This window comes from Streptomyces sp. SL06, from assembly GCF_058244745.1.
In genome coordinates this window covers 4,430,236-4,452,838 of sequence record NZ_JBSYOT010000002.1, presented here as the reverse complement: position 1 = coordinate 4,452,838, position 22,603 = coordinate 4,430,236, and the positions used below count along the sequence as shown (strand labels likewise).

The window sequence follows — 22,603 nt, the reverse complement described above, 5'->3', positions numbered from 1 at the left end:
CTGCCTTCCGGCATGACGTCGGGACACGGGGTGTCCGGTCTGCTCCGACGCTATGCCGCGAGGTGGAAGGAGCGGGGGCATATCGGCCAATGTCGCCGCGCTCACCGGGTGTGACATCGCTCTCGCCGTCACGGTCCGGGTGGTGCGCGGCGCCGTACCGGGGGGCTTCGATGCCCCGTCCCGCCCGCGAAGACCAGCGACCGCCGCCCGGACACGGATGTCGTCCGTGCGCACCGGGCGCGGGGCGGGGACACCAGTGCCCCCGCGAGCTATCGCGCTGATCACGCCACAAGGCTATCGCCCCGCGCGGGGCCCTCGTCACGAGCCGCTTGTGTACAAAACCACGGCCGGAACTTGGACGTTCCGCACAGCTTCGGCAGTGCGCCGGGGCTCCACGGGCGACGGCGGCTACCGGCTCGCGAGAGCCAACCGCTCCGCCACCACCACGGCCTCCCCCAGCGTGTCCACCACCGGCACCCCGGCCCCCTCGAGGCTGGACCGGCTGTGCGACCCCCCGGTGTACAGCACCGCCCTCGCGCCCACGTGCCCCGCGGCCACCGCGTCGTCCGCCGCGTCCCCGATCACCACCGTCCGGGTGGGCTCCACCCCGGCCAGCGCCAGTTGGGCGAGGTGTCGCACCATGTGCTCGGCCTTGCTGCCCCCGGACGGCCCGGTCCGCCCCTCGACGCGTATGAAGTGCGTCTCGATCCCGAAGCGCTTGACCAGCGGCACCAGCTCGTCATGGCCGTACATGCTGAGAATCGACTGGCTGCGCCCCGCCGACCGCCACCCCGCAAGCAGCTCCGTGGCGCCCTCGGTGAGCCCGCACCGCACCCGGTGCTCGGTGTAGTGACGGTGGAAGGCCGCGTCCATGACCTCCCACTCGGCCTCCGTGGGCAGCCGTCCCATCAGCCGCTCGTAGAACTTCGGCACCGGCACGCAGTACAGCGCCCGGTACTGCTCCATCGTGATCGGCGTCAGCCCCAGCTCGGCGAACGCCGCGTTCGTCGCCTCGATGATCGCGTCGTTGTCGTGGAACAGCGTCCCGTTCCAGTCCCAGACGATGTGTGCGCCTGTCTGCATCCCCATGCCGGAAAACGTACCCGCCGCCACTGACATTCAAGGCGCAGCGGGGTCAGGGCCCCGGTCAGTGGCCCTGACCCACCAGGTTCGGGACCTCCTGCGTCGCGTACCAGAGCAGCTCGTGGTCCTCCGCCCCGTCCACCACGAACCGGGCGTCGTCGTCCCCGCCGTCCGCCGCCGCGAGGGCCTCGGCCGCGGCGGTGACGTCCGCCTCCGCAGCGGCGGCGTCGATGTGCACCGAGGCCGCCTCGGCCAGCCGCAGGGGCTCGGCGACCCGCACCTCGCCCAGCGCCGCCGGGTCGAGCCCCCGGTCCGGGTCGGCCCAGGTGGCGCCGTCGGGCACGTCGGCGGCGACCACGACCCGGCGGCGCGCCGCACCGGCGTCGGCGGCCAGCAGCCGCAGCGAGGCCAGCGCGGCCCGGTTGAGGGCGGCGTACTCCAGCTCCTCGATGTCGTCCGACAGGTACCACTCGCGCAGCGCCGGTGTGACGGCGTGGGCGAGAAGCGGCCCGGTCCCCAGCCGTCCCGTCCTGTGCGCCTCGGCGAGGCCGGAGAGGGTCAGCGGGACGTAGACGCGCATGGGATGCCGCTTTCGTGGTCGGGGCCTTCGCCGAAGTCCTCGGACGGCCCGGGGGTGACTCCTGGATTGGTCCGGAGGGGCCATCAGGATACGTGCGGGTGTCCCCTTTCGGGTTCCCGCCCATGGCACCCGACACGTCCACCTCGGGCCCCGGAACTCACCCGGTCCAACCGCTCCACGCCGGGCCCCGCGACCGCCCCGGTCACTCTGATAGGTGAACTTCCGGACCCCCTCGACCCGCCCCTCTGCCTCCTTGCCGTCCCGCCACCCCACCCCGTACAAGATCCCCGACCGCTAAGTTACTGCCCGGTATCACCCGGGCCGCCGAACGGGGACCCCCATGCGCAAGGTCATGACCAGAGCCCAGCTCCGCCCCACCAGCCCACCCCTTCCCACACCGAACCCCCCACACGCCCCGGCCGCACGACTCGGCCCGGACGACACACCCACCTCCCACACACCGGATGCCATGTCACCGTCCGCCCCCGCCGAGGTCCCGTCCGGCACACCCGGCACCACCCCACCGCCCGGCGGCACGCCCTCCCGCACACCCGGCACCACCCGGCTGTCCACCCCAGGCGTCACCCCACCGCCCGCTTCCGCCGAGGCGCCCGCCTTCCACACCCCAGGCGCCACGCCACCGTCCGCCCCCACCGACGCCCCGTCCCGCGCCCCCGGTGGCGCGCCGCCCCGCAGGCCCGGTGGCAGTGTCGTGCGTGCCGGGGCCCACGGTGGGCGTCCGCCGGGGGCCCCGGGCCGGACCGCGCGCTCTCGTACCAGGCCGACGGACACCCGCCCGCCCACGGCGCCCGCGGGCCGGACCAGGACGGGCCCACGCCCGGTCGCGGACGCCACCACGGCACGCCCCGCGGGCACGCCCGCCGCGCCCCCGGCGGCGCCTCTCGTCCCCGCCCAGACCCCGCGCCGCCCCGTCCCTCAGCTCCTCCCGACCGACCGTTTCGCCGAGCTGCTCCTCAACGTGCTCAGCGGCCGGCGCCCCGTGCACTCGATGCTGCGCCACACCGCCGGCCGCGCCTACGACGACCTGGCCCACCTCGCCGAACGCGGCCCCCTGCGCACCCGCGGCACCCACCCCGTCGTCCGCGACATCGGCTACTTCGAGCCCCGGCCCGGCGCCCTGGAGGTCTTCGCCCGCATCGGCGCGGGCGACCAGCTGCGTGCCATGGCCTTCCGCCTGGAGCAGGGCCGGGACCTGCGCTGGCGCTGCACGGCGGTGGAACTGGGCGGCCCCCGCAGGCCGCACACGGACGACGACTGACGCCGGACGGGCGAAGGGCCGGTCGCCCCCGTGGGGTGACCGGCCCCTCGGACCGCTACGGCACCCCGAAGGCGCCGCAACGTCACTTCTTGCGGCGGCGTCCGCCCTTGGCCTGCTTGCGGCGCTCCGCGCGCGTGAGCCCGTCGGACTGCGCCTGCGCGGGCTCGCCGTCCGAGGCGAACTCGCCCTCGACGACACCGCCCTCGCCGTCCACGGTCGGCGCAGAGAAGTGCAGGTCCCGGCGCTGCGGGGCGTCGAGTCCCTTGGCGCGGATCTCCGGACGGGCACCCGCCTGGGCCGGAACCGCGTCCTGCGGGGCCTTGTCGAGCGACGGCGCGGTGTCCTCGACCGGCACCTCCTCGACCTGCTGCTCGACCTGGACCTCCAGGTTGAACAGATAGCCGACGGACTCCTCCTTGATGCCCTCCATCATGGCCTGGAACATGTCGAAGCCCTCGCGCTGGTACTCGACCAGCGGGTCCTTCTGCGCCATGGCGCGCAGGCCGATGCCCTCCTGGAGGTAGTCCATCTCGTAGAGGTGCTCGCGCCACTTGCGGTCCAGGACCGACAGCACGACCCGGCGCTCCAGCTCGCGCATGATCTCGGAGCCGAGCTGCGTCTCACGCGACTCGTACTGCTCCTGGATGTCGTCCTTGATGGACTCCGCGATGTAGTCGGCGGTCAGCCCGGCCCGGTCGCCGGCCGCCTCCTCCAGCTCCTCGACGGTGACCTTCACCGGGTAGAGCTGCTTGAAGGCGCCCCACAGCCGGTCCAGGTCCCAGTCCTCGGGGAAGCCCTCGGCGGTCTCGGCCTGCACATACGCGTCGATCGTGTCGTTCATGAAGTGCTGGATCTGTTCCTGGAGGTCCTCGCCCTCCAGGACGCGGCGCCGCTCTCCGTAGATGACCTCGCGCTGCCGGTTGAGGACCTCGTCGTACTTCAGGACGTTCTTGCGGGTCTCGAAGTTCTGCGTCTCGACCTGCGACTGGGCGGACGCGATCGCGCGCGTGACCATCTTGTTCTCGATCGGCACGTCGTCCGGGACGTTCGCCATCGACATCACGCGCTCGACCATCTGGGCCTTGAACAGCCGCATCAGGTCGTCGCCCAGGGAGAGGTAGAACCGGGACTCGCCGGGGTCGCCCTGACGACCGGAACGACCGCGCAGCTGGTTGTCGATACGCCGCGACTCGTGCCGCTCGGTGCCCAGCACATAGAGCCCGCCGAGGTCCTTGACCTCCTCGAACTCCGCCTTGACCGCCTGCTCGGCCCGCTCCAGCGCGGCGGGCAGGGCGGCGGCCCACTCCTCGATGTGCTGCTCGGGGTCGAGACCGCGCTGGCGCAGCTCCGCCTCGGCGAGGTCCTCGGGGTTGCCGCCGAGCTTGATGTCCGTACCACGGCCCGCCATGTTCGTGGCGACCGTCACGGAGCCCTTGCGGCCCGCCTGGGCGACGATCGTCGCCTCCCGGTCGTGCTGCTTGGCGTTCAGCACCTCGTGCTGGACACCGCGCTTGCTGAGCTGCTGCGAGAGGTATTCGGACTTCTCGACCGAGGTGGTGCCGACGAGAATCGGCTGACCCTTGCGGTGCTTCTCCTCGATGTCGTCGACGACCGCCTCGAACTTCGCGACCTCGGTGCGGTAGATCAGGTCCGACTGGTCCTTGCGGACCATCGGCCGGTTGGTCGGGATGGGCACCACACCGAGCTTGTAGATCTGGTGGAACTCGGCGGCCTCGGTCATCGCCGTACCGGTCATGCCGGACAGACCGGGCTGTTCCTTGCCGGTGTGGTCGTGGCGCTTGTAGAGGCGGAAGAAGTTCTGGAGGGTGATCGTGGCGAGCGTCTGGTTCTCGTCCTTGATGTCCACCCCTTCCTTCGCCTCGATCGCCTGGTGCATGCCCTCGTTGTAGCGGCGGCCGGCGAGGATACGGCCGGTGTGCTCGTCGACGATCATGACTTCGCCGTCGATGACGACGTAGTCCTTGTCCTTCTTGAAGAGTTCCTTGGCCTTGATGGCGTTGTTCAGATAGCCGACCAGCGGGGTGTTCACCGACTCGTAGAGGTTGTCGATGCCCAGCCAGTCCTCGACCTTGGCGACACCCGACTCGTGGATGGCGACCGTGCGCTTCTTCTCGTCGACCTCGTAGTCGCCGGTCTCCTCGATGCCCTTGAGGGTGTTTCCGGCCTCGCCCCTCTTCAGGCGCGTGACCAGCTTGGCGAAGTCGCCGTACCACTTGGTGGCCTGGTCGGCCGGGCCGGAGATGATCAACGGCGTACGGGCCTCGTCGACGAGGATGGAGTCGACCTCGTCGACGATGGCGAAGTTGTGGCCGCGCTGGACGAGTTCGTCCTTGGACCACGCCATGTTGTCGCGCAGGTAGTCGAAGCCGAACTCGTTGTTCGTGCCGTAGGTGATGTCGCAGCCGTACATCTCGCGGCGCTGGGCCGGCGTCTGGTTGGCGAGGATGCAGCCCACGTTCAGACCGAGGAACTTGTGGACGCGGCCCATCATCTCGGAGTCGCGCTCGGCGAGGTAGTCGTTGACCGTGACGATGTGCACACCCTCGCCGGACAGGGCGTTCAGATAGGCGGGCAGCGTGCCGACGAGGGTCTTGCCCTCACCGGTCTTCATCTCGGCGACGTAGCCCATGTGCAGGGCGGCACCGCCCATGATCTGCACGTCGTAGTGCCGCTGGCCCAGGACGCGCTTGGCGGCCTCGCGGACGGTGGCAAAGGCTTCGGGAAGCAGGTCGTCCAGGCTCTCACCATCGGCGTAGCGCTGCTTGTACTCATCGGTGAGGGCCCGCAGCTCGGCGTCGGAGAGGTCGACGAAGTCCTCTTCGATGGAGTTGACCTGGTCCGCGATGCGGTGCAGCTTGCGCAGGATCTTGCCTTCGCCTGCACGCATGATCTTCGAGAGGACGGACACGGGGGTTGGTCTCCTTGCCGGTCGGGCCTGGGACGGTCGGTTTCCTTTGACGGACTGAGCAACGGCCATCGTATGCGAGGACCCCGCCACCCCGGGAGGCCTGCCGCAACGGGGACCGCGTGCTCCTCATATCCGGCTTCCGGTCGCCGGCACCGTGTTCAACGTCCAAGCCCCGCGGATGGTGCCGCGCCGGTCGGCGAATTGCGCGTAAAGCGACTGTCTGTTCACGCAGGGCAAAAAAATGGCGCCCGGCGCGGGGCTCCCCGCAGAATCGGCCGATGGAACCCGTCACGCTCACCACCGACCGCCTCGTCCTGCGCACGGTCGGCTCCCGGGACACCGAGGCCGTGTACACCGCCGCGCAGGATCCCGACATCCAGCGCTGGACCACGATTCCCTCGCCCTACCTCCCCGAGCACGCGCGCGGCTTCACGGAACAGATGGTCCCCGACGGCTGGGCGAACGACTCGATGTTCACCTTCGGCCTCTTTCTGCCCGCCGGGGACCTGGTGGGCATGCTCGGCATCACGATGATCTCCCTGGGCGCCGGCGAGATCGGGTTCTGGGGCACCAAGGAGTACCGGGGCCGCGGCTACATCACCGAGGCCGCCGTCGCCGCGTCCCGCTGGGCCTTCACCGAGCGGGCGATCGACCGCCTGGAGTGGCGCGCCGAGGTCGGCAACGCGGCCTCCCGCGCGGTGGCCCGGCGCACGGGCTTCACCATGGAGGGCACCTTGCGCTCCGCGACCAACAACAACGGCGTGCGCCGCGACTGCTGGATCGGCTCCCTCCTCCCCTCGGACCTCTCCCTCCCCTCCACGTCCCCCTACCTCCCGGCCCCGCCCGCCTAGCCGCGGCCTGCCGTGCCTCCCCCAGTGCCCGAACGGCCCGGGAGGCACCCCGCACCGCCGGGCCGCCCCGCTGTCAGACCCACCCTCTATCGTGCCGACGTATGACGACCCTCCCGCCCCCCGCCGTGGAACTCTCCGCAGCCGAGGCCCGCCGCCTCGCCCTCCGCGCCCAGGGCTTCCTCGGCGCCCCCGACCGCCGCGCGGGCGTCCGCGGAGTCCTCCGTCACCTGGGCGCGGTGCAACTCGACACGATCTCGGTCCTCGCCCGCTCCCACGAACTCATCCCGTACGCCCGCCTGGGCGCGGTGGGCCGCGGCACGGTCGAGGACGCCTACTGGACGGACACGCACGCCTTCGAGTACTGGTCCCACGCCGCCTGCATCCTCCCGATCGAGGAGTGGCCGCACTTCGCGTTCCGCCGCCGCGCCTTCCGCGACCGGCCGCACTGGAACCACCACCTCCCCGACGGCACCTACGACCAGGTCCTCAAGCAGCTGCGCGCCGAGGGCCCGCTCACCGCGACGGAGCTGGGCGGTGCGAAGAGGACCAGCGAGTGGTGGGACTGGTCGGGCACGAAGGTCGCCGTCGAGCGCGCGCTCATGTACGGCGAGGTGGTGTGCGTCGAGCGCCGCGGCTGGAAGCGGGTGTACGACCTGGCCGAGCGCGCGGTCCCGGCCGCGCTGCTGCACGACGACCTGGACGACACCGAGTGCCTGCGCCGCCTGGTCCGCCTGGCCGGCCGCTCCCTGGGCGTCGGCACGCGCGCGGACATCGCCGACTACCACCGCCTCAAGGGCGAGCAGGTCGAGGCCGTGATCGCCGACTCGGGCCTGGTCCCGGTCACCGTGGAGGGCTGGGGACGGCCGGCCTGGGCGGACCCGGAGGCCCTGGAGACACCCCCGCGCGGCCGGCACCGCACGACGCTCCTCTCGCCCTTCGACTCCCTGATCTGGGAGCGGGCGCGCACGGAACGGGTCTTCGGCTTCACCCACCGCCTGGAGGCGTATGTGCCCAAGCAGAAGCGGGTGCACGGCTACTTCGCGATGCCGGTACTGGCCGGCGGCCGGCTCGTCGGCCGCGTGGACCCGGCGCGCGAGGGACGCACCCTGGTCGCCAGGCAGGTCAGGCTGGACGGTGCCAAGGCCGTCCCGGCGGTGGCCCAGGCCCTGGTCGAGGCGGCGAGCTGGGTGGACTGCACGGATGTGCGCGTGGAACGGGTCGAGGCGCCGGACCTGCGTACCCCCCTCGTGAGCGAGCTGGCCCGCCTGCTCGCCTGATCCGCGCTAGCGGATCTCGAGAATCTTCTCCCGCATCGCGTACACCACGGCCTCCATCCTGGAGTGCAGCTGCAGTTTCTCCAGGATGTTGCGCACGTGGTTCTTCACGGTGTTCTCGGAAATAAACAGTTCTTTCGCGATGTCGCGGTTGTTCATTCCCGTGGCGACGAGCTTGAGGACCTCCAGCTCGCGATCCGTGAGCCGCGGCGCGGGCACCAGTCGGCGTTCGTCGGTGCGCTGAATCATCGACTTGAACTCGGTGAGCAGTTTCGACGCCATGGACGGGCTGATCTGCGACTGTCCGTCGGCCACCGCGCGAATGGCGGTGGCCACCTCGTCCGTCGAGATCTCCTTGAGGAGATAGCCGGTCGCCCCCGCCTTGATCGCGTCGTAGAGGTCGGCCTCCTCGTCGCTGATCGTCAGCATGATGATCTTGGCACTGGGGGCCACCTCCTTGATGGAGGTGCAGGCCTCGATACCGCCCCGCTTGGGCATCCGCACATCCATCAGGACGATGTCCGGCAGCAGGTCGGCGGCCTTCTCCACAGCCTCGGCGCCGTCACCGGCCTCCCCGACGACCTGGATGTCCTCCTCGGCCGCGAGCACGATCTCCAGGCCGCGGCGGAACAGGGCGTGGTCGTCCACGACCAGGACCCTGATCGGCTCCTTGCGCGCGACACCCGCGTCCGGGCCCATGCCGGCGGCGCCGTCGTCGACTCCGTGGTCGACGCCCTCGCCCCGCATCGGTCCGAAACTGTCCGCCATCGTTCCTCCCCCTGAAGGCTGCGGCCCATGGTTCTGAGCCAACGCCAACCCAGAGCAACGACCCACCGGTTGGGCCGTTGACACCATGATTCCATGCCCGGCCGACGCCGGGGTGCCCGAGCGGGCCGCGAAGGGGTCGCATGCCCACGCGCACCGTCGCACACCGATGCCCCTGGGGGCGCACACGCGCTCCAGGGGCACCGGCCCGCTGTCACCGGACGGTGTCAGCCGCCGAGCGCGTCGCCCGCCTCGGGGGCGTGCGTCTGGGCGACCATCGTGTCCGTGGTGAGGTGGATCACGCCGTAGTCGTAGGCGTGCCGCCGGTAGACGACGCTGGGGTCCTTGGTCTCGGAGTCGACGAAGAGATAGAAGTCGTGCCCGACCAACTCCATCTCGTAGAGCGCCTGGTCGAGGGTCATCGGCGCGGCCACGTGGGTCTTCTCGCGGACGACGAGCGGTCCGTCGCCCTGGACCTCCAGCGAGCCGATCTTCTTGGTGGGTACGTCGTCCTGCTTCTCCGTCGGGACGACGTTGCCGCTCCCGTTGAGCGTCGCCGCGCCGGGGACGTGGTCGGCGACCTCGGCCGCCGAGATCCGGCGCGAACCGCGGCGCGAGAAGCGCTTGTCGTGCTGCTTGCGCAGCCGTGCGTCGAGCTTCTCCGCCGCCAGGTCGAGCGCCGCGTACGGGTCGCTCGCCGCCGCCTCCGCCCGGATCACCGGACCGCGGGAGCGGAGGGTGATCTCCACTCGGTCACAACGGTCCGCCTGCCGGGGGTTCGGCTCCTTCGACACCTCGACGTCGAGGCTGATCACCTTGCCATCGAGCTTCTGGATCTTCTCCAGCTTCAGCTTCTCGGCCACGTGCTTCCGGAACCGCTCGGGCACCTCGGTCTTGCGGCCCTTGACGACGATGTCCACGCAGAACTCCGTTCCCGGATCGCTCCGTCTCGACGGCGGAGCATCTCCCTTTTGCACCAGATTCCGGTCCATCCCGGAACCGCGGACTCGGTGACGTCCACCTCCTCCCCCGCGGGCGAGATCTCCACTCCACCGGCGCGGGCGATAACGCAAAACCCACAGCACAGCATTCGGATTTGCGAGGTGCGGCCTGCGGCTTTTCCTCACAACCGAACATATCTCGCTCGGACGGGCGCCGTCACCCTCTCCTGCGCTCTACCTCCGTTCCAGTGAATTGACCCTCTCATTACCTGCAACGACGCAACTACTCAGTCAGTTCCGGTTTATTTCGAAAGAGTCCGGTGAAGCCGCGACCACTGCCGCGCAGATCGCTTCACCGACCACGCCACCGCCTCCGTTCGGGTCCCTCGTGCCGGACCCGGTGTCCCGTTCCTCTCTGCCTTCCCCCGCGGCCCACGGATACACTGCCGATCTCGCCGTCCAGTACGTGCCCGGCCCCGCCCGCGACTCAGTCGCGACGGCCCCCTCCGCGACCGCCCCCGCGCGCACGGCACGCGCCGCTTCCGTCAGGGACGCCCCCGTGGTCATCAGGTCGTCGACCAGGACGACCGGCCCACCGCCGCACAGCAGCCGCCCGCCGCCGGGGACCACCGCCAGCGCCCCGGCCAGATTGGCCAGCCGCTGCCCGGCGTCGAGCCCCGACTGGTCGGCGACGGTGTGCCGCTGCCGCAGCACGGCCAGCACCCGGGCGGAGGTCCCGGTCCGCCGCAGCTCACCCGCCGCCGCGTGGGCGATCCGCCGCGCCGGGTCGTGCCCACGTGTCCGCACCGCCCGGCGCGCCGAGGGCACGGGCACGAGCAGCACGGGCCCCCGCACCCGCCCGGCGCTCACGTCGCCGGCTCGCACGTCACCGGCGCCCGCCCACGCCTCCCACAGGCCTGCCCGCACCGCTCCCGCCAGAGCGGCGCCGAGCGGTGCCGTGAGCGCCAGCACGCCCCGCTCCTTGTGGGCCAGCAAAGTGGCCCGCACCTCGTCCGCGTACCGGGCGGCCGCGTGCACCAGCGGCAGCCCCGGCGGCTCCGGCACCGGCCGCACCGGACTCGGCGCGGCCCCGCTCAGGGCCGCACGGCACCGGGGGCACAGCACCGCCCGAGCCCTGCCGCAACCCCCGCACTCGGCCGGCAGCACCAGGTCCGTGAGGTCCCGCCACCATCCCCGCAATGTCCCCGATCCCCGCATGGCCACCACTGTGCCAACGCCCGCGGAACCCCGCCAGGCCTGTGGAAAACGCCGCCCGGCTCCCTGTGGACAACTCCGGCCGCCGCCCGCCGCGCATCCCTCTCACGAGTGAACGCCCGCTCCCGGAACAGCCGTCCGCGTCACCCCGGATAGACCGGCGCGCTCCCCTCCGTCACCTTCTGCCACTGCGACCCGGACGGCAGCCGGACGATCACGTCCTCCGAGTACGCCACGAGCGGCAGCCGCTCGTCCTCGGTCGCCGCGATCTCCTTCACGCCGGTCAGAGCCGCGGGCACCGAAGCCTCCGGCGTGGAGCCGTCGACCTGGACGTATCCGATCTGCTGGACGCCGCCGCGCTCGCGCCCGACCACCACGAGCCGGCTGTCACCGGCCCACGACATGGCCGTGACCTCCTCCAGCTCGGGGGTCGCGGAGCGCAGTTCGAGGACGGTGACCGCGGCCGGTTCGCCGTCCCTCGCGTCCCGTTCGATCCGCCCGATGAGCAGCGACCGCTTGCCGTCCTTCTCCACGACGAGCGCGATCCGCACCCCGTCGGCCGCCACCCGCACGGCCTGGATCCGCCCGTCGAGGCCCGGTGTGCGCACCTCCACCGGCTCACCCGCGCCCTGCTTCAGGAACAGCAGGCGCGGAGCGGCCGGGTCGCGGTCGGCCGTCCACAGGTCGCCCTGCGCGTCCCAGCTGGGCGGCGTCAGCCGGTCGGTCTCCGCCTTGCCCTTGCTGACCAGCACGGGGTCGCCGAGCGAACCCCCCGGCACCAGCGAGCCGACGTACAGCGACTTGCTGTCGAGCCCGAGCCCGGCCGCGCTGTGCTCGTCGCGCGCCACCGCCACCGACCGCAGAGCCGTCTCGCCCTCGCCCAGCGGACCGGGCACGGGTTCCGCCCGGGTCGCGTTGCCGCCCGCGGCGATCCGCGCCAGGCGGTCCTCCTCGTCGACGAAGTACAGGTAGTCGGGCCGCTGGGCGGAGCCGCGCGTCGCCACCGTCTCGGCCCGGTCCTCGGTGAGCGAGCACAGTTGCTCACCGCCCGAGCGCAGTTCGACCTCGTCCACCGCCGGGGTGAGGTTCTGCAACGTGAACAGGAGCTGGGCGGCCATCTCGTCGCACTTGTCGGCCCCGGCCCGCGCCACCTTGTCGTTCAGCGGCACGGTCAGCCTGTTGTGGTCGTCGGGCGTCAGCGAGACGACGTTCTTCGCCAGCGCCGTTCCGGTCGGGAAACTCGACCTGACCACGGGTCCGAGCAGGCTCGTCGGACCGCTGATCAAAGAACGCACCACCTGCGTCATGGGGTCCACGCGCCGGCGCACGTAGACGGGGTCGGCGACGGCCGCCGGCTGCCGGCTGGTGCCGGCCTCGGCCTTCACCGCGGTGTTCGAGGCGAAGTAGTAGCGGTTGACCGACATGTAGTTGCGCTGGAAGTCCGACTTGCCCATGACGACGCCCTGGGGCAGCGCGTCGATGCGCCACTGCCCGCTCTTGCCGTCCCGGGTGAGGTGCACCGACGTGCGGTAGGAGCCGTCGGCAGGCGAGTACGACTGCTGCGCGTCCACCGTGGCAACCTTGGTGCCGGTCAGGATGACCGAGTAGTCGTTGGCGTCCTCGCGGCTGCCCGAGTGGTCGGACTCGGTGCCCGGCCCGCCCGCGAGCACCGTCGCGGACCGGTCCGGCCGCCAGTTCTTCGCGGCGTCCCCGGTCAGATACGTGCGCGCCGTCTCATAGTGCGGGTCGTCGCTGGTCAGCGCCTCCAGGAAGCCCTGCACGATGTCGGAGGGCGGGGCGTCCTCGCGCGGCGGCATCGCGAACACCCGCACCTGCGGGTCCTGCCGGGGCGTGGACTCCACCCCGCGCAGATCCCCGCTGTCGGGCATGGACGCACATCCGGCCAGCAGGACGCCGCCGCAGACGGTGAACGCCACCACGCGCGCCGGCACCCGCCGACCGCCCCTCTCGCGGTCAGCGCCCACGAGATGCCTCCCCTTGCCTGCTCGAGTCCTCCGGCTCGGCGTCCGGGCGGCTCGCCGCCTCGGGCGCGGGCCGTTCGTCCTGGCTCCGGGCGCCCGACACCGGCCTCGCCACCACGCGCGCGCCGTTGCCGGGCAGTGCCGTCGGATCGGCCGTGGGGGCCGCCGCGGCCGACCGGTTGGGTATCGGGTCCCGGGCGGACACCTGGGGTGCCCGCGACGCCTGTGCCGGGACGTCCGCCGCCCCGTCCGCACCGTGCGCGGTGTCGTTGAGGCCCGCGTCGCTGAGCCCGCGGTTGCGCCGCGAGTCCGTCGGCTCCAGGGGTATCGGCGAGCCGCGCAGGGGCTCGTCCGCGGTCCTGGGCAGCGTCAGCCGGAACTGCGAGCCACCGCCCGCCTCGCCCCAGGCCTGCAGCCAGCCGCCGTGCAGCCGGGCGTCCTCCAGGGCGATCGACAGCCCCAGCCCCGTACCGCCGGTGGTACGCGCGCGTGCCGGGTCGGCCCGCCAGAAGCGGCTGAAGACCCGGGTGGCCTCGCCCGGCTTGAGCCCGACGCCGTAGTCGCGCACCGCGACGGCGACCGCGCCGCCGGCCGCGGCGAGCTTCACGACGACGTTGTTGCCCTCGCCGTGCTCGACGGCGTTGACGACGAGGTTGCGCAGCACACGCTCCACCCGCCGGGCGTCCGCCTCGGCGACGACGGGCTGCTGGTCGCCGACGACACGTATCCGGGTGCCCTTGCGCTCGGCGAGCGGTTCGGCCCCGCTGACGACCCGCCGTACGACTTCTCTGAGGTCTATCGGCTCCGCCTCCAGCGCGGCGGCGCCCGCGTCGAAGCGGCTGATCTCCAGCAGGTCCGCGAGCAGCGTCTCGAACCGGTCCAGCTGGTCGGCGAGCAGCTCGGCCGACCGCGCGGTCACCGGATCGAAGTCCACGCGCGCGTCGTGGATGACATCGGCGGCCATCCGTACGGTCGTCAGCGGCGTCCGCAGCTCGTGCGACACGTCGGAGACGAACCTCCGCTGCATCCGCGACAGGTCCTCCAGCTGGCTGATCTTGAGCTGGAGGTTCTGCGCCATCTTGTTGAAGGCCTCGCCGAGGCGGGCGATGTCGTCCTCGCCGGTGACCTTCATACGCTCCTGGAGCCGACCCGCGGACAGCCGCTCGGCGATGCTCGCCGCCATCCGCACGGGCGTGACGACCTGGCGCACCACCAGCCAGGCGATGGCCCCGAGCAGGACGACGACGAAGAGCCCGGCCGTCGCCAGTGTGCCCCTGACCAGGCTGAGCGACTTCTCCTCCTGCGTGAGCGGGAAGAGGTAGTACAGCTGGTACGGCTCGCCGTTCGGGTCGTTGACCTGCTTGCCGATGACCAGTCCGGGCTGGGAGTCCTGGTCGGAGTTGTAGACGATGCGGGTGTAGCTCTGGGCCGCCGCGGTACTGCCGTCGATGCGCACCCGCAGGTTCTCGGGAACGCTGGCGGACCAGTCGACCAGGCCGGAGGCGCGCGGGCCGCGCCCGCTGCCGCTGTCCCCGCCCATGGGGAGGGTGACCACGTCGAAGGCGCCCTGGCCGCCGCTGGAGAGCGACTTCACCAGTTCGCTCATCCACTGGATGACGTTCTGCGAGGGGCGGCCGTCCGCCGGCGTGTTGTCGTCGCCGTCGGTGCTCGCCGCCTCCTCGGCCTTCTGCTTGGCCGCCGTGAACCCACCGGTGGCCTGGCTCTGGGACGCCTTCACCTTGGCGTCCAGCAGTCCGTTGCGGACCTGTCCGATCACCACGAAGCCCAGCAGCAGCACCACGCCCAGCGACATCAGCAGTGTGGTGACGACGACCTTGAGCTGGATGTTGCGCCGCCACAGCCGCATGACGGGCAGCAGTGGACGGCGCACCCAGCGCGCGAACAGACGGAGCACCGGGCTGCCCTGCACCCCGCCGTGCAGCAGCCCGCTCTCCAGCAGGACGCCGAGGCGCGAGCCTGCGGGCGGGTGGCCGACAGGCCGTCCGGCGCGGGCCCCGGACCCGGACGCCGAAGCGGCACTGTCCCCGGTCACGTCAGCTCGGTCCGGCCTTGTAACCGACGCCGCGGACGGTCACCACGATCTCCGGCTTCTCCGGGTCCTTCTCGACCTTGGAGCGCAGCCGCTGCACATGCACGTTGACCAGCCGGGTGTCGGCGGCGTGCCGGTAGCCCCAGACCTGCTCCAGGAGCACCTCGCGCGTGAACACCTGCCACGGCTTGCGGGCCAGCGCCACCAGCAGGTCGAACTCCAGCGGCGTCAGCGCGATCGACTGCCCGTCCCGCTTCACGGAGTGACCGGCCACGTCGATGACCAGGTCGCCTATGGCGAGCTGCTCCGGCGCCGGTTCCTCGGACCTCCTGAGACGCGCCCTGATACGGGCCACCAACTCCTTCGGCTTGAACGGCTTCACGATGTAGTCGTCGGCACCCGACTCCAGCCCCACCACGACGTTGACGGTGTCGCTCTTCGCCGTCAACATCACGATCGGCACCCCCGACTCCGCCCTGATCAGGCGGCACACCTCGATGCCGTCCCGACCGGGCAGCATCAGGTCGAGCAGCACCAGGTCGGGCTTGGCCTCCCGGAAGGCGGCCAGCGCCTTGTCACCGTCGGCTACGAACGATGGCTCAAAACCCTCACCACGCAGCACAATGCCGAGCATCTCGGCCAGTGCGGTGTCGTCGTCGACGACAAGGACTCGTCCCTTCATAAACGACATCATCCCATTAGCTAATCGTTACCTGGCGTGACCTGGCACACAGCTCCGCCAGGGCCTCGGTCGTCACGGGCGAAACCGCGCCCTCCTCGGTGACGATCGCCGTCACCAGTTCGGGCGGAGTCACGTCGAACGCCGGGTTGTACGCCTGGGTCCCCAGGGGTGCCACCGGAATCCCGCCTCCCGCTCCCGTCACCGGCACCTGGGGTGCTGTGACCTCGGTCACTTCATATCCGGGGCGCTGTTCCACCTCGATGGACGCCCCGTCCGGCGTGTCCGGATCCACCGTTGTGACGGGTGCCACCACGATGAACGGTACGTGGTGGTACCGCGCGAGCACCGCGAGCGGATAGCTCCCCACCTTGTTCGCCACCGAACCGTCGGCCGCGATGCGGTCCGCGCCGACCAGCACGGCGTCCACCTCGCCCGCCGCGAACAGCGAACCCGCCGCGTTGTCGGTGAGCAAGGTGTACGCCATGTCGTTGCGGGCCGCCTCGTATGCCGTCAGGCGAGCACCTTGCAGCAAGGGACGCGTTTCGTCCACCCACAGGCGTCGCAGCCGCCCCGACCGGTGTGCCGCGAGCGCCACCGCGAAGGCGGTCCCCTCACCGCCCGACACCAGCGAGCCGGTGTTGCAGTGCGTGAGGACGCGGTGTCCGCCGGCGGGCAGCAGCTCGTCCAGCAGCGCCAGTCCGTGCACGGCCATCCGCGCGCTGGCCTCGGCGTCCTCCCGGTGCAGCGCCCGCGCCGCGGCCAGTGCCGCCGCGCCCGCCTGCCGGGTGTCACCGGTCCTGGCCAGCGCCTCCTGGTGGGCGGCCTGTGCCCGGCGCACCCCGACGGCGAGATTCACCGCGGTCGGACGGGCCGCCGCCAGCGCGACCGCGGCCTCCTCCACCTCGAAGCCCCGCACGGCGGCGAGCGCGACCCCGTAGGCGCCCGCGATGCCGAGCAGCGGCGCCCCGCGCACCGCAAGCGAACGGATCGCCTCCACCAGCGCGGACGCGTCCGTGCAGACCAGCTCGACCTCCTCGGCCGGCAGCCTGGTCTGGTCGAGCAGGACCAGCACAGGGCCCTCGGGGGGTTCTTCCCAGCGCAGTGCCGGGATCTCGGTCGGCCGCTTGTTCTCGCCGCTGTGCGCGTACTGATCAGCCATACGTTCAGTCTGCCCCGTCTGCGACGGACCATTGAAGGCGCGCAGCCCAGACCGTGCCCGGTCCGCACCCGACCGCCCCATGGCACGATGGCTGCCAACCTGCCACCGCGACCGCGGACGGGCACCGTGAAGGAGCGACGATGAACGACACTCCGGGCTGGACCTCGCCCGGATCCGCCCCGTCCGACGGACGGGAGCCCGGCACGTCGGGCCCCGCCGAGCCCGCCGACCGCCCCGGCGGCCCCGGCCGGGCCGCGGACCGGCCGGGTGCGGAACCGACGAGCCCCGGCACGAAGTGGTCCAAGGAACAGCCGGCCCCCGGCCAGTGGTCCGCACCCACCGGCCCCGCGGACCCCGCCCAGCCCCCGCCTCCCCCACCGCCCGGCCCAGGCTGGGGCGCCCCGCCCCCCGGTCCTCCCGGAGGCGGCTGGGGCGGGTACGGCGGCCGGGGCGGAGGCTACGGCGCCCCCGGCGGCTGGGGAGGCGGCTGGGGCGGTCCGCCGCCCGCGGCCAAGCCCGGCGTGATCCCGCTCCGCCCCCTCGGCGTCGGCGAGATCCTCGACGGCGCGGTCTCCACCATGCGCGCCCACTGGCGCACGGTCCTCGGCATCTCGCTGACCGTCGCCGTCTTCACCGAGGTCATCGTCGTACTGCTCCAGGGCCTGGTCCTGGACAGCACCGGCACCGAGGCCCTCAACGACCCCGACGCCACCCTGAGCGAACTGGGCGACGCCCTGGCCGACACCACGATCAACTCGGGCGTCGTCTTCCTGATCTCCCTGATCGGCACCGTCCTGGCCACCGCCCTGCTCACGACGGTCACCAGCCGCGCCGTACTCGGCAGGCCGGTCACCGCCGGCGAGGCCTGGCGGGACGCCCGCCCCCAGGTGCTGAAGCTGTTCGGCCTGATCATCCTGCTGCTGCTCATCGTCTTCGGCATCATCGCGGCCGGCATGACCCCCGGTCTCCTCGTCACGGCCGCGGCCGGCGGCGACGCGGGCCTGGCCCTGACGATCCTCGGCTTCATGGCGGGCGGCGTCGTCTCGGTGTGGCTCATGGTGCGCCTCTCGCTGGCGTCCCCCGCGCTGATGCTGGAGAAGCAGGGCATCAAGAAGGCGATGGGCCGCTCCGTGAAGCTGGTGCGCGGCTCCTGGTGGCGGGTCTTCGGCATCCAGTTGCTCGCCACGATCATCGCCAACGTCGTCGCGTCGATCATCGTCATCCCCTTCGCCTTCCTCGCGGCGGCCCTCGGCGGCGACGGCATCGGCGGCTTCCTGGAGGGCACCGGGGATCTCGGCTGGACCTTCCTCATCGTCAGCGGCATCGGCTCGGTGATCGGCTCCATGATCACCTTCCCGATCACGGCGGGCGTCGCCGTGCTGCTCTACATCGACCAGCGCATCCGCCGCGAGGCCCTCGACCTCGAACTGGTCCGCGCCGCAGGCGCCCAGGGCACCGCGGCTCCCGGCGCCGTCCCGGGGAGCTGATGCGGTGAGCCCGGCGGGGGGAGTTCTCACACAGGTCACAGAGGTGCTGTCGCGCGCCGCCGTACGGACGGCGGCGCGCGCCGGCGACACCTTCGTACCGGCACTGTCGCGCGCGAGCGACGAACCACCGGTGACGATTCCGCGCGATCCCGCGCGGAAGGCCGCGCGGGACGAACTGTCCAAGCGCATGTACCACGAGAACGACCCCAGCTGGTTCCAGCGGGCCCTGAACGCCTTCTGGGACTGGATCGGCGAGCTGTTCAGCAGCGCGGCCGACGCGACCCCCGGCGGAACACTCGGCCTGGTCGTCGTCATCGTGGCCGTCCTCGCGGTGCTCGGCGCGCTCTGGTGGCGCCTCGGCACCCCGCGCCGCCGGCCCGCCTCGGCCCCCGCCCTCTTCGACGACCGCCCCCGCAGCGCGGCCGACCACCGCGCCGCCGCCCAGGCACACGCCGCCCAGGGCCACTGGAACCAGGCCGTCCAGGAACGCATGCGGGCCGTCGTCCGCGCTCTGGAGGAACGCGCCCTGCTCGACATCCGCCCCGGCCGCACCGCCGACGAGGCCGCCACCGAGGCCGGCCGCGCCCTGCCCGCCCACGGCACCCGGCTGCGCGCCGCCGCACGGGACTTCGACGACATCACATACGGCGGCCGCCCCGGCACCGAGCAGTCGTACCGGCGCCTCACCGAACTCGACCGCGACCTGGAGCGCAGCAAGCCGCACCTGGCGGGCAGCACGGCAGGCGGCCACGCCGACGACACGGACCGCGACACCCGCCGGGGAGCCGCCGGATGACCACCGAGGCCACGCCCGCCACCACCTCGGCCTCGCCCACCGCCCGCCAGCTGTGGACACGCGCGCGGGGCGTCGCACTCGCGCTCGTCGTGCTGCTCGTCGGGGCCGTCGCGATCGCCGTCGTCCGCTCCGACGCCCGGCACGGCGAACTCGACCCGCGCTCCGCCGACCCCAACGGCAGCCGAGCCGTCGCGGAACTCCTGGCCGACCGGGGGGTGTCCACGCGCGTGGTCAACACCCTGGACGACGCACGCGCCGCCGTCGGCCCGGACACCACCCTGCTGGTCGCCGTCCCCGACCTCCTGACCGAGCGCCAGCAGACGCGACTGCACTCCGCGGTCACCGGCTCCGGTGGCCGCACCGTCCTCGTGGCCCCCGGCGGCCCGGCCGTCGAACGGCTCGCCCCCGGTGTCACCGCCGACCCGGCGCTCAGCTTCGACTCGACACTGGCCCCCGCCTGCGACCTGCCCGCCGCCCGGCGCGCGGGCACCGCCGACACGGGCGGCGTCCGCTACACCGCCCACGTCGAGGCCGACGCCTGCTACCCCAGCCGGCGCCTGGCCACGCTGCTGCGCATACCCGACCCCTCCGGACAGGCGCCCCAGGACGGCACCCCGGGCGACACCGTCGTCCTCGGCGCCCCCTACATCCTCCGCAACAACCACCTCGCCGAGCACGGCAACGCCTCCCTCGCCCTCCAACTCCTCGGCTCCCGCGACCACCTGGTCTGGTACCTCCCCTCGCTCTCCGACACCACCACCCCGGACGACGAACGCGGCTTCTTCGACCTGCTCCCCTCCGGCTGGCTCTGGGGCACCCTGCAACTCTTCGTCGCCGCGGCCCTCGCGGCCCTGTGGCGGGCACGCCGGCTCGGCCCCCTGGTGCCCGAGAAACTCCCCGTGGCGATCCGCGCCTCCGAAACCGTCGAAGGCCGCGCCCGCCTCTACCGGAAGGCGAACGCCCGCGACCGCGCGGCCAGTGCTCTTCGCTCCGCCACCCGCACCCGCCTCGCCCCCCTCACAGGCGTCTCCGTCGCCCAGGCTCACTCGCCCGAGGCCCTGCTCCCCGCGCTGTCCGCCCACCTCCACGGCGACGGACAGTGCCTGCACACCCTCCTCTTCGGCCCGCCGCCCGGCGACGACGCGGCCCTCATCGCACTCGCCGACCAACTCGACGCCCTCGAAAGAGAGGTACGCCGTCCATGATGGACCCGACCACTGACAACGCGGGGCGGACCGGGGCCCCGGGCAATGCCCGCGCCGCCCTCGAGTCCCTGCGCGCCGAGATCGCCAAGGCCGTGGTCGGCCAGGACGCCGCCGTGACCGGCCTCGTCGTAGCGCTCCTGTGCCGCGGCCACGTCCTGCTGGAAGGCGTCCCCGGAGTCGCCAAGACACTCCTCGTCCGTGCCCTCGCCGCGGCCACCGAACTCGACACCAAGCGCGTCCAGTTCACCCCCGACCTGATGCCGAGCGACGTGACCGGCTCGCTGGTCTACGATGCCCGCACCGCGGAGTTCTCCTTCCAGCCCGGCCCGGCCTTCACCAACCTGCTGCTCGCCGACGAGATCAACCGCACGCCCCCGAAGACCCAGTCGTCCCTCCTGGAAGCCATGGAGGAACGCCAGGTCACGGTGGACGGCACGCCCCGCCCGCTTCCCGAGCCCTTCCTCGTCGCGGCCACCCAGAACCCGGTCGAGTACGAGGGCACCTACCCCCTCCCGGAAGCCCAGCTCGACCGCTTCCTCCTCAAACTCACCGTCCCTCTCCCCTCCCGCCAGGACGAGATCGACGTCCTCACCCGCCACGCCGCCGGCTTCAACCCGCGCGACCTGCACGCCGCTGGCGTGCGCCCCGTCGCGACCGCCGCCGATCTGGACGCCGCCCGCGCCGAGGTCGCCAAGACCACCGTCTCCCCCGAGATCACCGCCTACGTCGTCGACGTTCTGCCGTGCCACCCGCGAGTCGCCGTCCCTCACCCTCGGCGTCTCCCCGCGCGGAGCCACGGCGCTGCTCTCGACCGCCCGCGCGTGGGCCTGGCTGACGGGTCGCGACTACGTCACCCCCGACGACGTGAAGGCCCTGGCCCTGCCCACCCTCCGGCACCGCGTCCAGCTCCGCCCGGAGGCCGAGATGGAGGGCGTGACCACGGATTCCGTCATCAACGCGATCCTCGCCCACGTCCCCGTCCCCCGCTGATGGCACTCACCGGACGCGCCGCGCTCATCGCGGCCCTCGGCTCCGTACCCATCGGCATCTGGGAGCCCGGCTGGACGGGCCTCCTCGCGGTCAACGCCCCGCTGGCCGCGGCCTGCGCCTGCGACTTCGCCCTGGCCGCCCCGGTACGACGCCTGCTCCTGACCCGCTCCGGCGACACCTCCGCACGCCTGGGCGAGACCGCCGACGTCACCCTGACGGTCACCAACCCGTCCAACCGTCCGCTCCGAGCCCGTCTCCGCGACGCCTGGCCGCCGAGCAGCTGGCGGCCAGGCACGGAGACCGCGGCCTCCCGCCACCGCCTGACGGTGCCCGCGGGCGAACGCCGACGCGTGACCACCCGTCTGCGGCCCACCCGGCGGGGCGACCGCCAGGCCGACCGCGTCACGATCCGCTCGTACGGTCCGCTGGGGCTCTTCGCCCGCCAGGGCACTCACCGGGTCCCCTGGACGGTACGCGTCCTGCCTGCGTTCACCAGCCGCAAGCACCTGCCGTCCAAGCTGTCCCGGCTGCGAGAACTCGACGGTCGCACCAGCGTGCTCACCCGAGGAGAGGGCACGGAGTTCGACAGCCTGCGCGAGTACGTTCCCGGCGACGACACCCGCTCCATCGACTGGCGGGCGACGGCACGCCAGTCCACCGTCGCCGTACGTACCTGGCGCCCCGAACGCGACCGGCACATCCTGCTCGTCCTCGACACCGGCCGCACCTCGGCCGGCCGTGTGGACGACGCCCCCCGCCTCGACGCGTCCATGGATGCCGCGCTCCTGCTGGCCGCTCTGGCCTCCCGCGCCGGTGACCGCGTCGACCTTCTCGCATACGACCGGCGGGTACGCGCTCTCGTGCGGGGCCGCACGGCAGGGGACGTACTCCCTTCCCTGGTCAACACGATGGCGACCCTGGAACCGGAACTCGTCGAGATGGACGCCGGCGGTCTCGCCGCCACCGTCCTCCGGTCGGCTCCTCGCCGCTCTCTGATCGTCCTGCTCACCACACTCGACGCGGCGCCGATCGAAGAAGGGCTGCTCCCCGTCCTGCCACAACTGACTCAGCGCCACACTGTCCTGCTGGCTTCGGTGGCAGACCCGCACATCGCCGGAATGGCCGAGGCCCGCGGTCACACGGACGCCGTCTACGAGGCCGCGGCGGCCGCACAGGCCCAGGAGGAACGCCGACGCATCGGGGACCAGCTCCGTAGGCACGGCGTCACGGTCGTCGACGCGACCCCGGACGAGCTGGCTCCGGCGCTCGCCGACGCCTATCTGGAACTGAAGGCAGCAGGCCGTCTATGAGCGGGCGGGGTGAAAAGAACCCCGC

Annotated in this window: 17 protein-coding genes and 1 pseudogene; 8 read left to right on the top strand and 10 right to left on the bottom strand. The window is 72.2% G+C overall.

What is annotated here, in order from left to right; genetic code table 11:
* Positions 1-408: 408 nt before the first annotated feature.
* Together AC4IHM_RS20360 and AC4IHM_RS20355 are read right to left on the bottom strand one after the other, a co-directional pair.
* Positions 409-1,089, bottom strand: a complete 681-nt coding sequence (locus AC4IHM_RS20360; protein WP_490868437.1) for an HAD family hydrolase — start codon at positions 1,087-1,089, stop codon at positions 409-411.
* Between the two features lie 58 nt (positions 1,090-1,147).
* Positions 1,148-1,663, bottom strand: a complete 516-nt coding sequence (locus AC4IHM_RS20355; protein ID WP_490868436.1) for a DUF6912 family protein — start codon at positions 1,661-1,663, stop codon at positions 1,148-1,150.
* 469 nt (positions 1,664-2,132) lie between these two features.
* Between AC4IHM_RS20355 and AC4IHM_RS20350 the strand changes: the two genes are divergently transcribed.
* On the top strand, positions 2,133-2,942 hold the full coding sequence (locus tag AC4IHM_RS20350) for an Rv3235 family protein (RefSeq protein ID WP_490868435.1): 810 nt from the start codon (positions 2,133-2,135) through the stop codon (positions 2,940-2,942).
* 82 nt (positions 2,943-3,024) lie between these two features.
* On the opposite strand, the gene secA is transcribed toward AC4IHM_RS20350, so the two are convergent.
* Positions 3,025-5,871: a preprotein translocase subunit SecA gene (gene secA, locus AC4IHM_RS20345; RefSeq protein ID WP_490868434.1), complete on the bottom strand. Its 2,847-nt coding sequence runs from the start codon at positions 5,869-5,871 to the stop codon at positions 3,025-3,027.
* Positions 5,872-6,149: 278 nt separating this feature from the next.
* Here secA and AC4IHM_RS20340 point away from each other — a divergent pair, with 278 nt between their 5' ends.
* Together AC4IHM_RS20340 and AC4IHM_RS20335 are read left to right on the top strand one after the other, a co-directional pair.
* Positions 6,150-6,722, top strand: a complete 573-nt coding sequence (locus AC4IHM_RS20340; protein WP_490868433.1) for a GNAT family N-acetyltransferase — start codon at positions 6,150-6,152, stop codon at positions 6,720-6,722.
* Positions 6,723-6,823: 101 nt separating this feature from the next.
* Positions 6,824-7,999 carry a winged helix-turn-helix domain-containing protein gene (locus AC4IHM_RS20335; protein WP_490868432.1) on the top strand — a complete coding sequence of 392 codons (1,176 nt, stop codon included), beginning with the start codon at positions 6,824-6,826 and terminating at the stop codon, positions 7,997-7,999.
* Positions 8,000-8,005: 6 nt separating this feature from the next.
* Here AC4IHM_RS20335 and AC4IHM_RS20330 read toward each other — a convergent pair whose 3' ends face one another.
* The 7 genes from AC4IHM_RS20330 to mtnA form a co-directional block, all read right to left on the bottom strand.
* Complete coding sequence (locus AC4IHM_RS20330; RefSeq protein WP_490868431.1) at positions 8,006-8,764, bottom strand: response regulator; 759 nt, start codon at positions 8,762-8,764, stop codon at positions 8,006-8,008.
* A gap of 224 nt (positions 8,765-8,988) precedes the next feature.
* Positions 8,989-9,681 carry a ribosome hibernation-promoting factor, HPF/YfiA family gene (gene hpf / locus AC4IHM_RS20325; protein ID WP_490868430.1) on the bottom strand — a complete coding sequence of 231 codons (693 nt, stop codon included), beginning with the start codon at positions 9,679-9,681 and terminating at the stop codon, positions 8,989-8,991.
* A gap of 312 nt (positions 9,682-9,993) precedes the next feature.
* A complete protein-coding gene (locus AC4IHM_RS20320) occupies positions 9,994-10,902 on the bottom strand; it encodes a ComF family protein (RefSeq protein WP_490870883.1) in 909 nt (302 codons plus the stop codon).
* A 158-nt stretch (positions 10,903-11,060) separates the two neighbouring features.
* Positions 11,061-12,902, bottom strand: a complete 1,842-nt coding sequence (locus tag AC4IHM_RS20315; RefSeq protein WP_490868429.1) for an LpqB family beta-propeller domain-containing protein — start codon at positions 12,900-12,902, stop codon at positions 11,061-11,063.
* Positions 12,892-14,952, bottom strand: a complete 2,061-nt coding sequence (gene mtrB, locus AC4IHM_RS20310; protein ID WP_490868428.1) for an MtrAB system histidine kinase MtrB — start codon at positions 14,950-14,952, stop codon at positions 12,892-12,894. Before mtrB ends, AC4IHM_RS20315 begins: the two co-directional genes overlap by 11 nt.
* A 1-nt stretch (position 14,953) precedes the next feature.
* Positions 14,954-15,643 (bottom strand): two-component system response regulator MtrA, encoded by a 690-nt coding sequence (gene mtrA / locus AC4IHM_RS20305; protein WP_490868427.1) that lies wholly within the window; start codon positions 15,641-15,643, stop codon positions 14,954-14,956.
* Positions 15,644-15,647: 4 nt separating this feature from the next.
* Positions 15,648-16,790: an S-methyl-5-thioribose-1-phosphate isomerase gene (gene mtnA, locus AC4IHM_RS20300; RefSeq protein WP_490868426.1), complete on the bottom strand. Its 1,143-nt coding sequence runs from the start codon at positions 16,788-16,790 to the stop codon at positions 15,648-15,650.
* 140 nt (positions 16,791-16,930) lie between these two features.
* Here mtnA and AC4IHM_RS20295 point away from each other — a divergent pair, with 140 nt between their 5' ends.
* From AC4IHM_RS20295 to AC4IHM_RS20275, 5 genes and pseudogenes are all read left to right on the top strand, one after another.
* Positions 16,931-18,277 (top strand): DUF7847 domain-containing protein, encoded by a 1,347-nt coding sequence (locus AC4IHM_RS20295; RefSeq protein WP_490868425.1) that lies wholly within the window; start codon positions 16,931-16,933, stop codon positions 18,275-18,277.
* 43 nt (positions 18,278-18,320) lie between these two features.
* A complete protein-coding gene (locus AC4IHM_RS20290) occupies positions 18,321-19,073 on the top strand; it encodes a DUF4129 domain-containing protein (protein WP_490868424.1) in 753 nt (250 codons plus the stop codon).
* Entirely contained in the window at positions 19,070-20,278 is a 1,209-nt protein-coding gene (locus AC4IHM_RS20285; protein ID WP_490868423.1) for a DUF4350 domain-containing protein, read from the top strand. The genes AC4IHM_RS20290 and AC4IHM_RS20285 overlap by 4 nt, the downstream gene beginning before the upstream one ends.
* Positions 20,275-21,268, top strand: a pseudogene (locus AC4IHM_RS20280) (AAA family ATPase). Before AC4IHM_RS20285 ends, AC4IHM_RS20280 begins: the two are co-directional and overlap by 4 nt.
* On the top strand, positions 21,268-22,578 hold the full coding sequence (locus AC4IHM_RS20275) for a DUF58 domain-containing protein (RefSeq protein ID WP_490868422.1): 1,311 nt from the start codon (positions 21,268-21,270) through the stop codon (positions 22,576-22,578). Before AC4IHM_RS20280 ends, AC4IHM_RS20275 begins: the two are co-directional and overlap by 1 nt.
* Positions 22,579-22,603 lie beyond the last annotated feature (25 nt).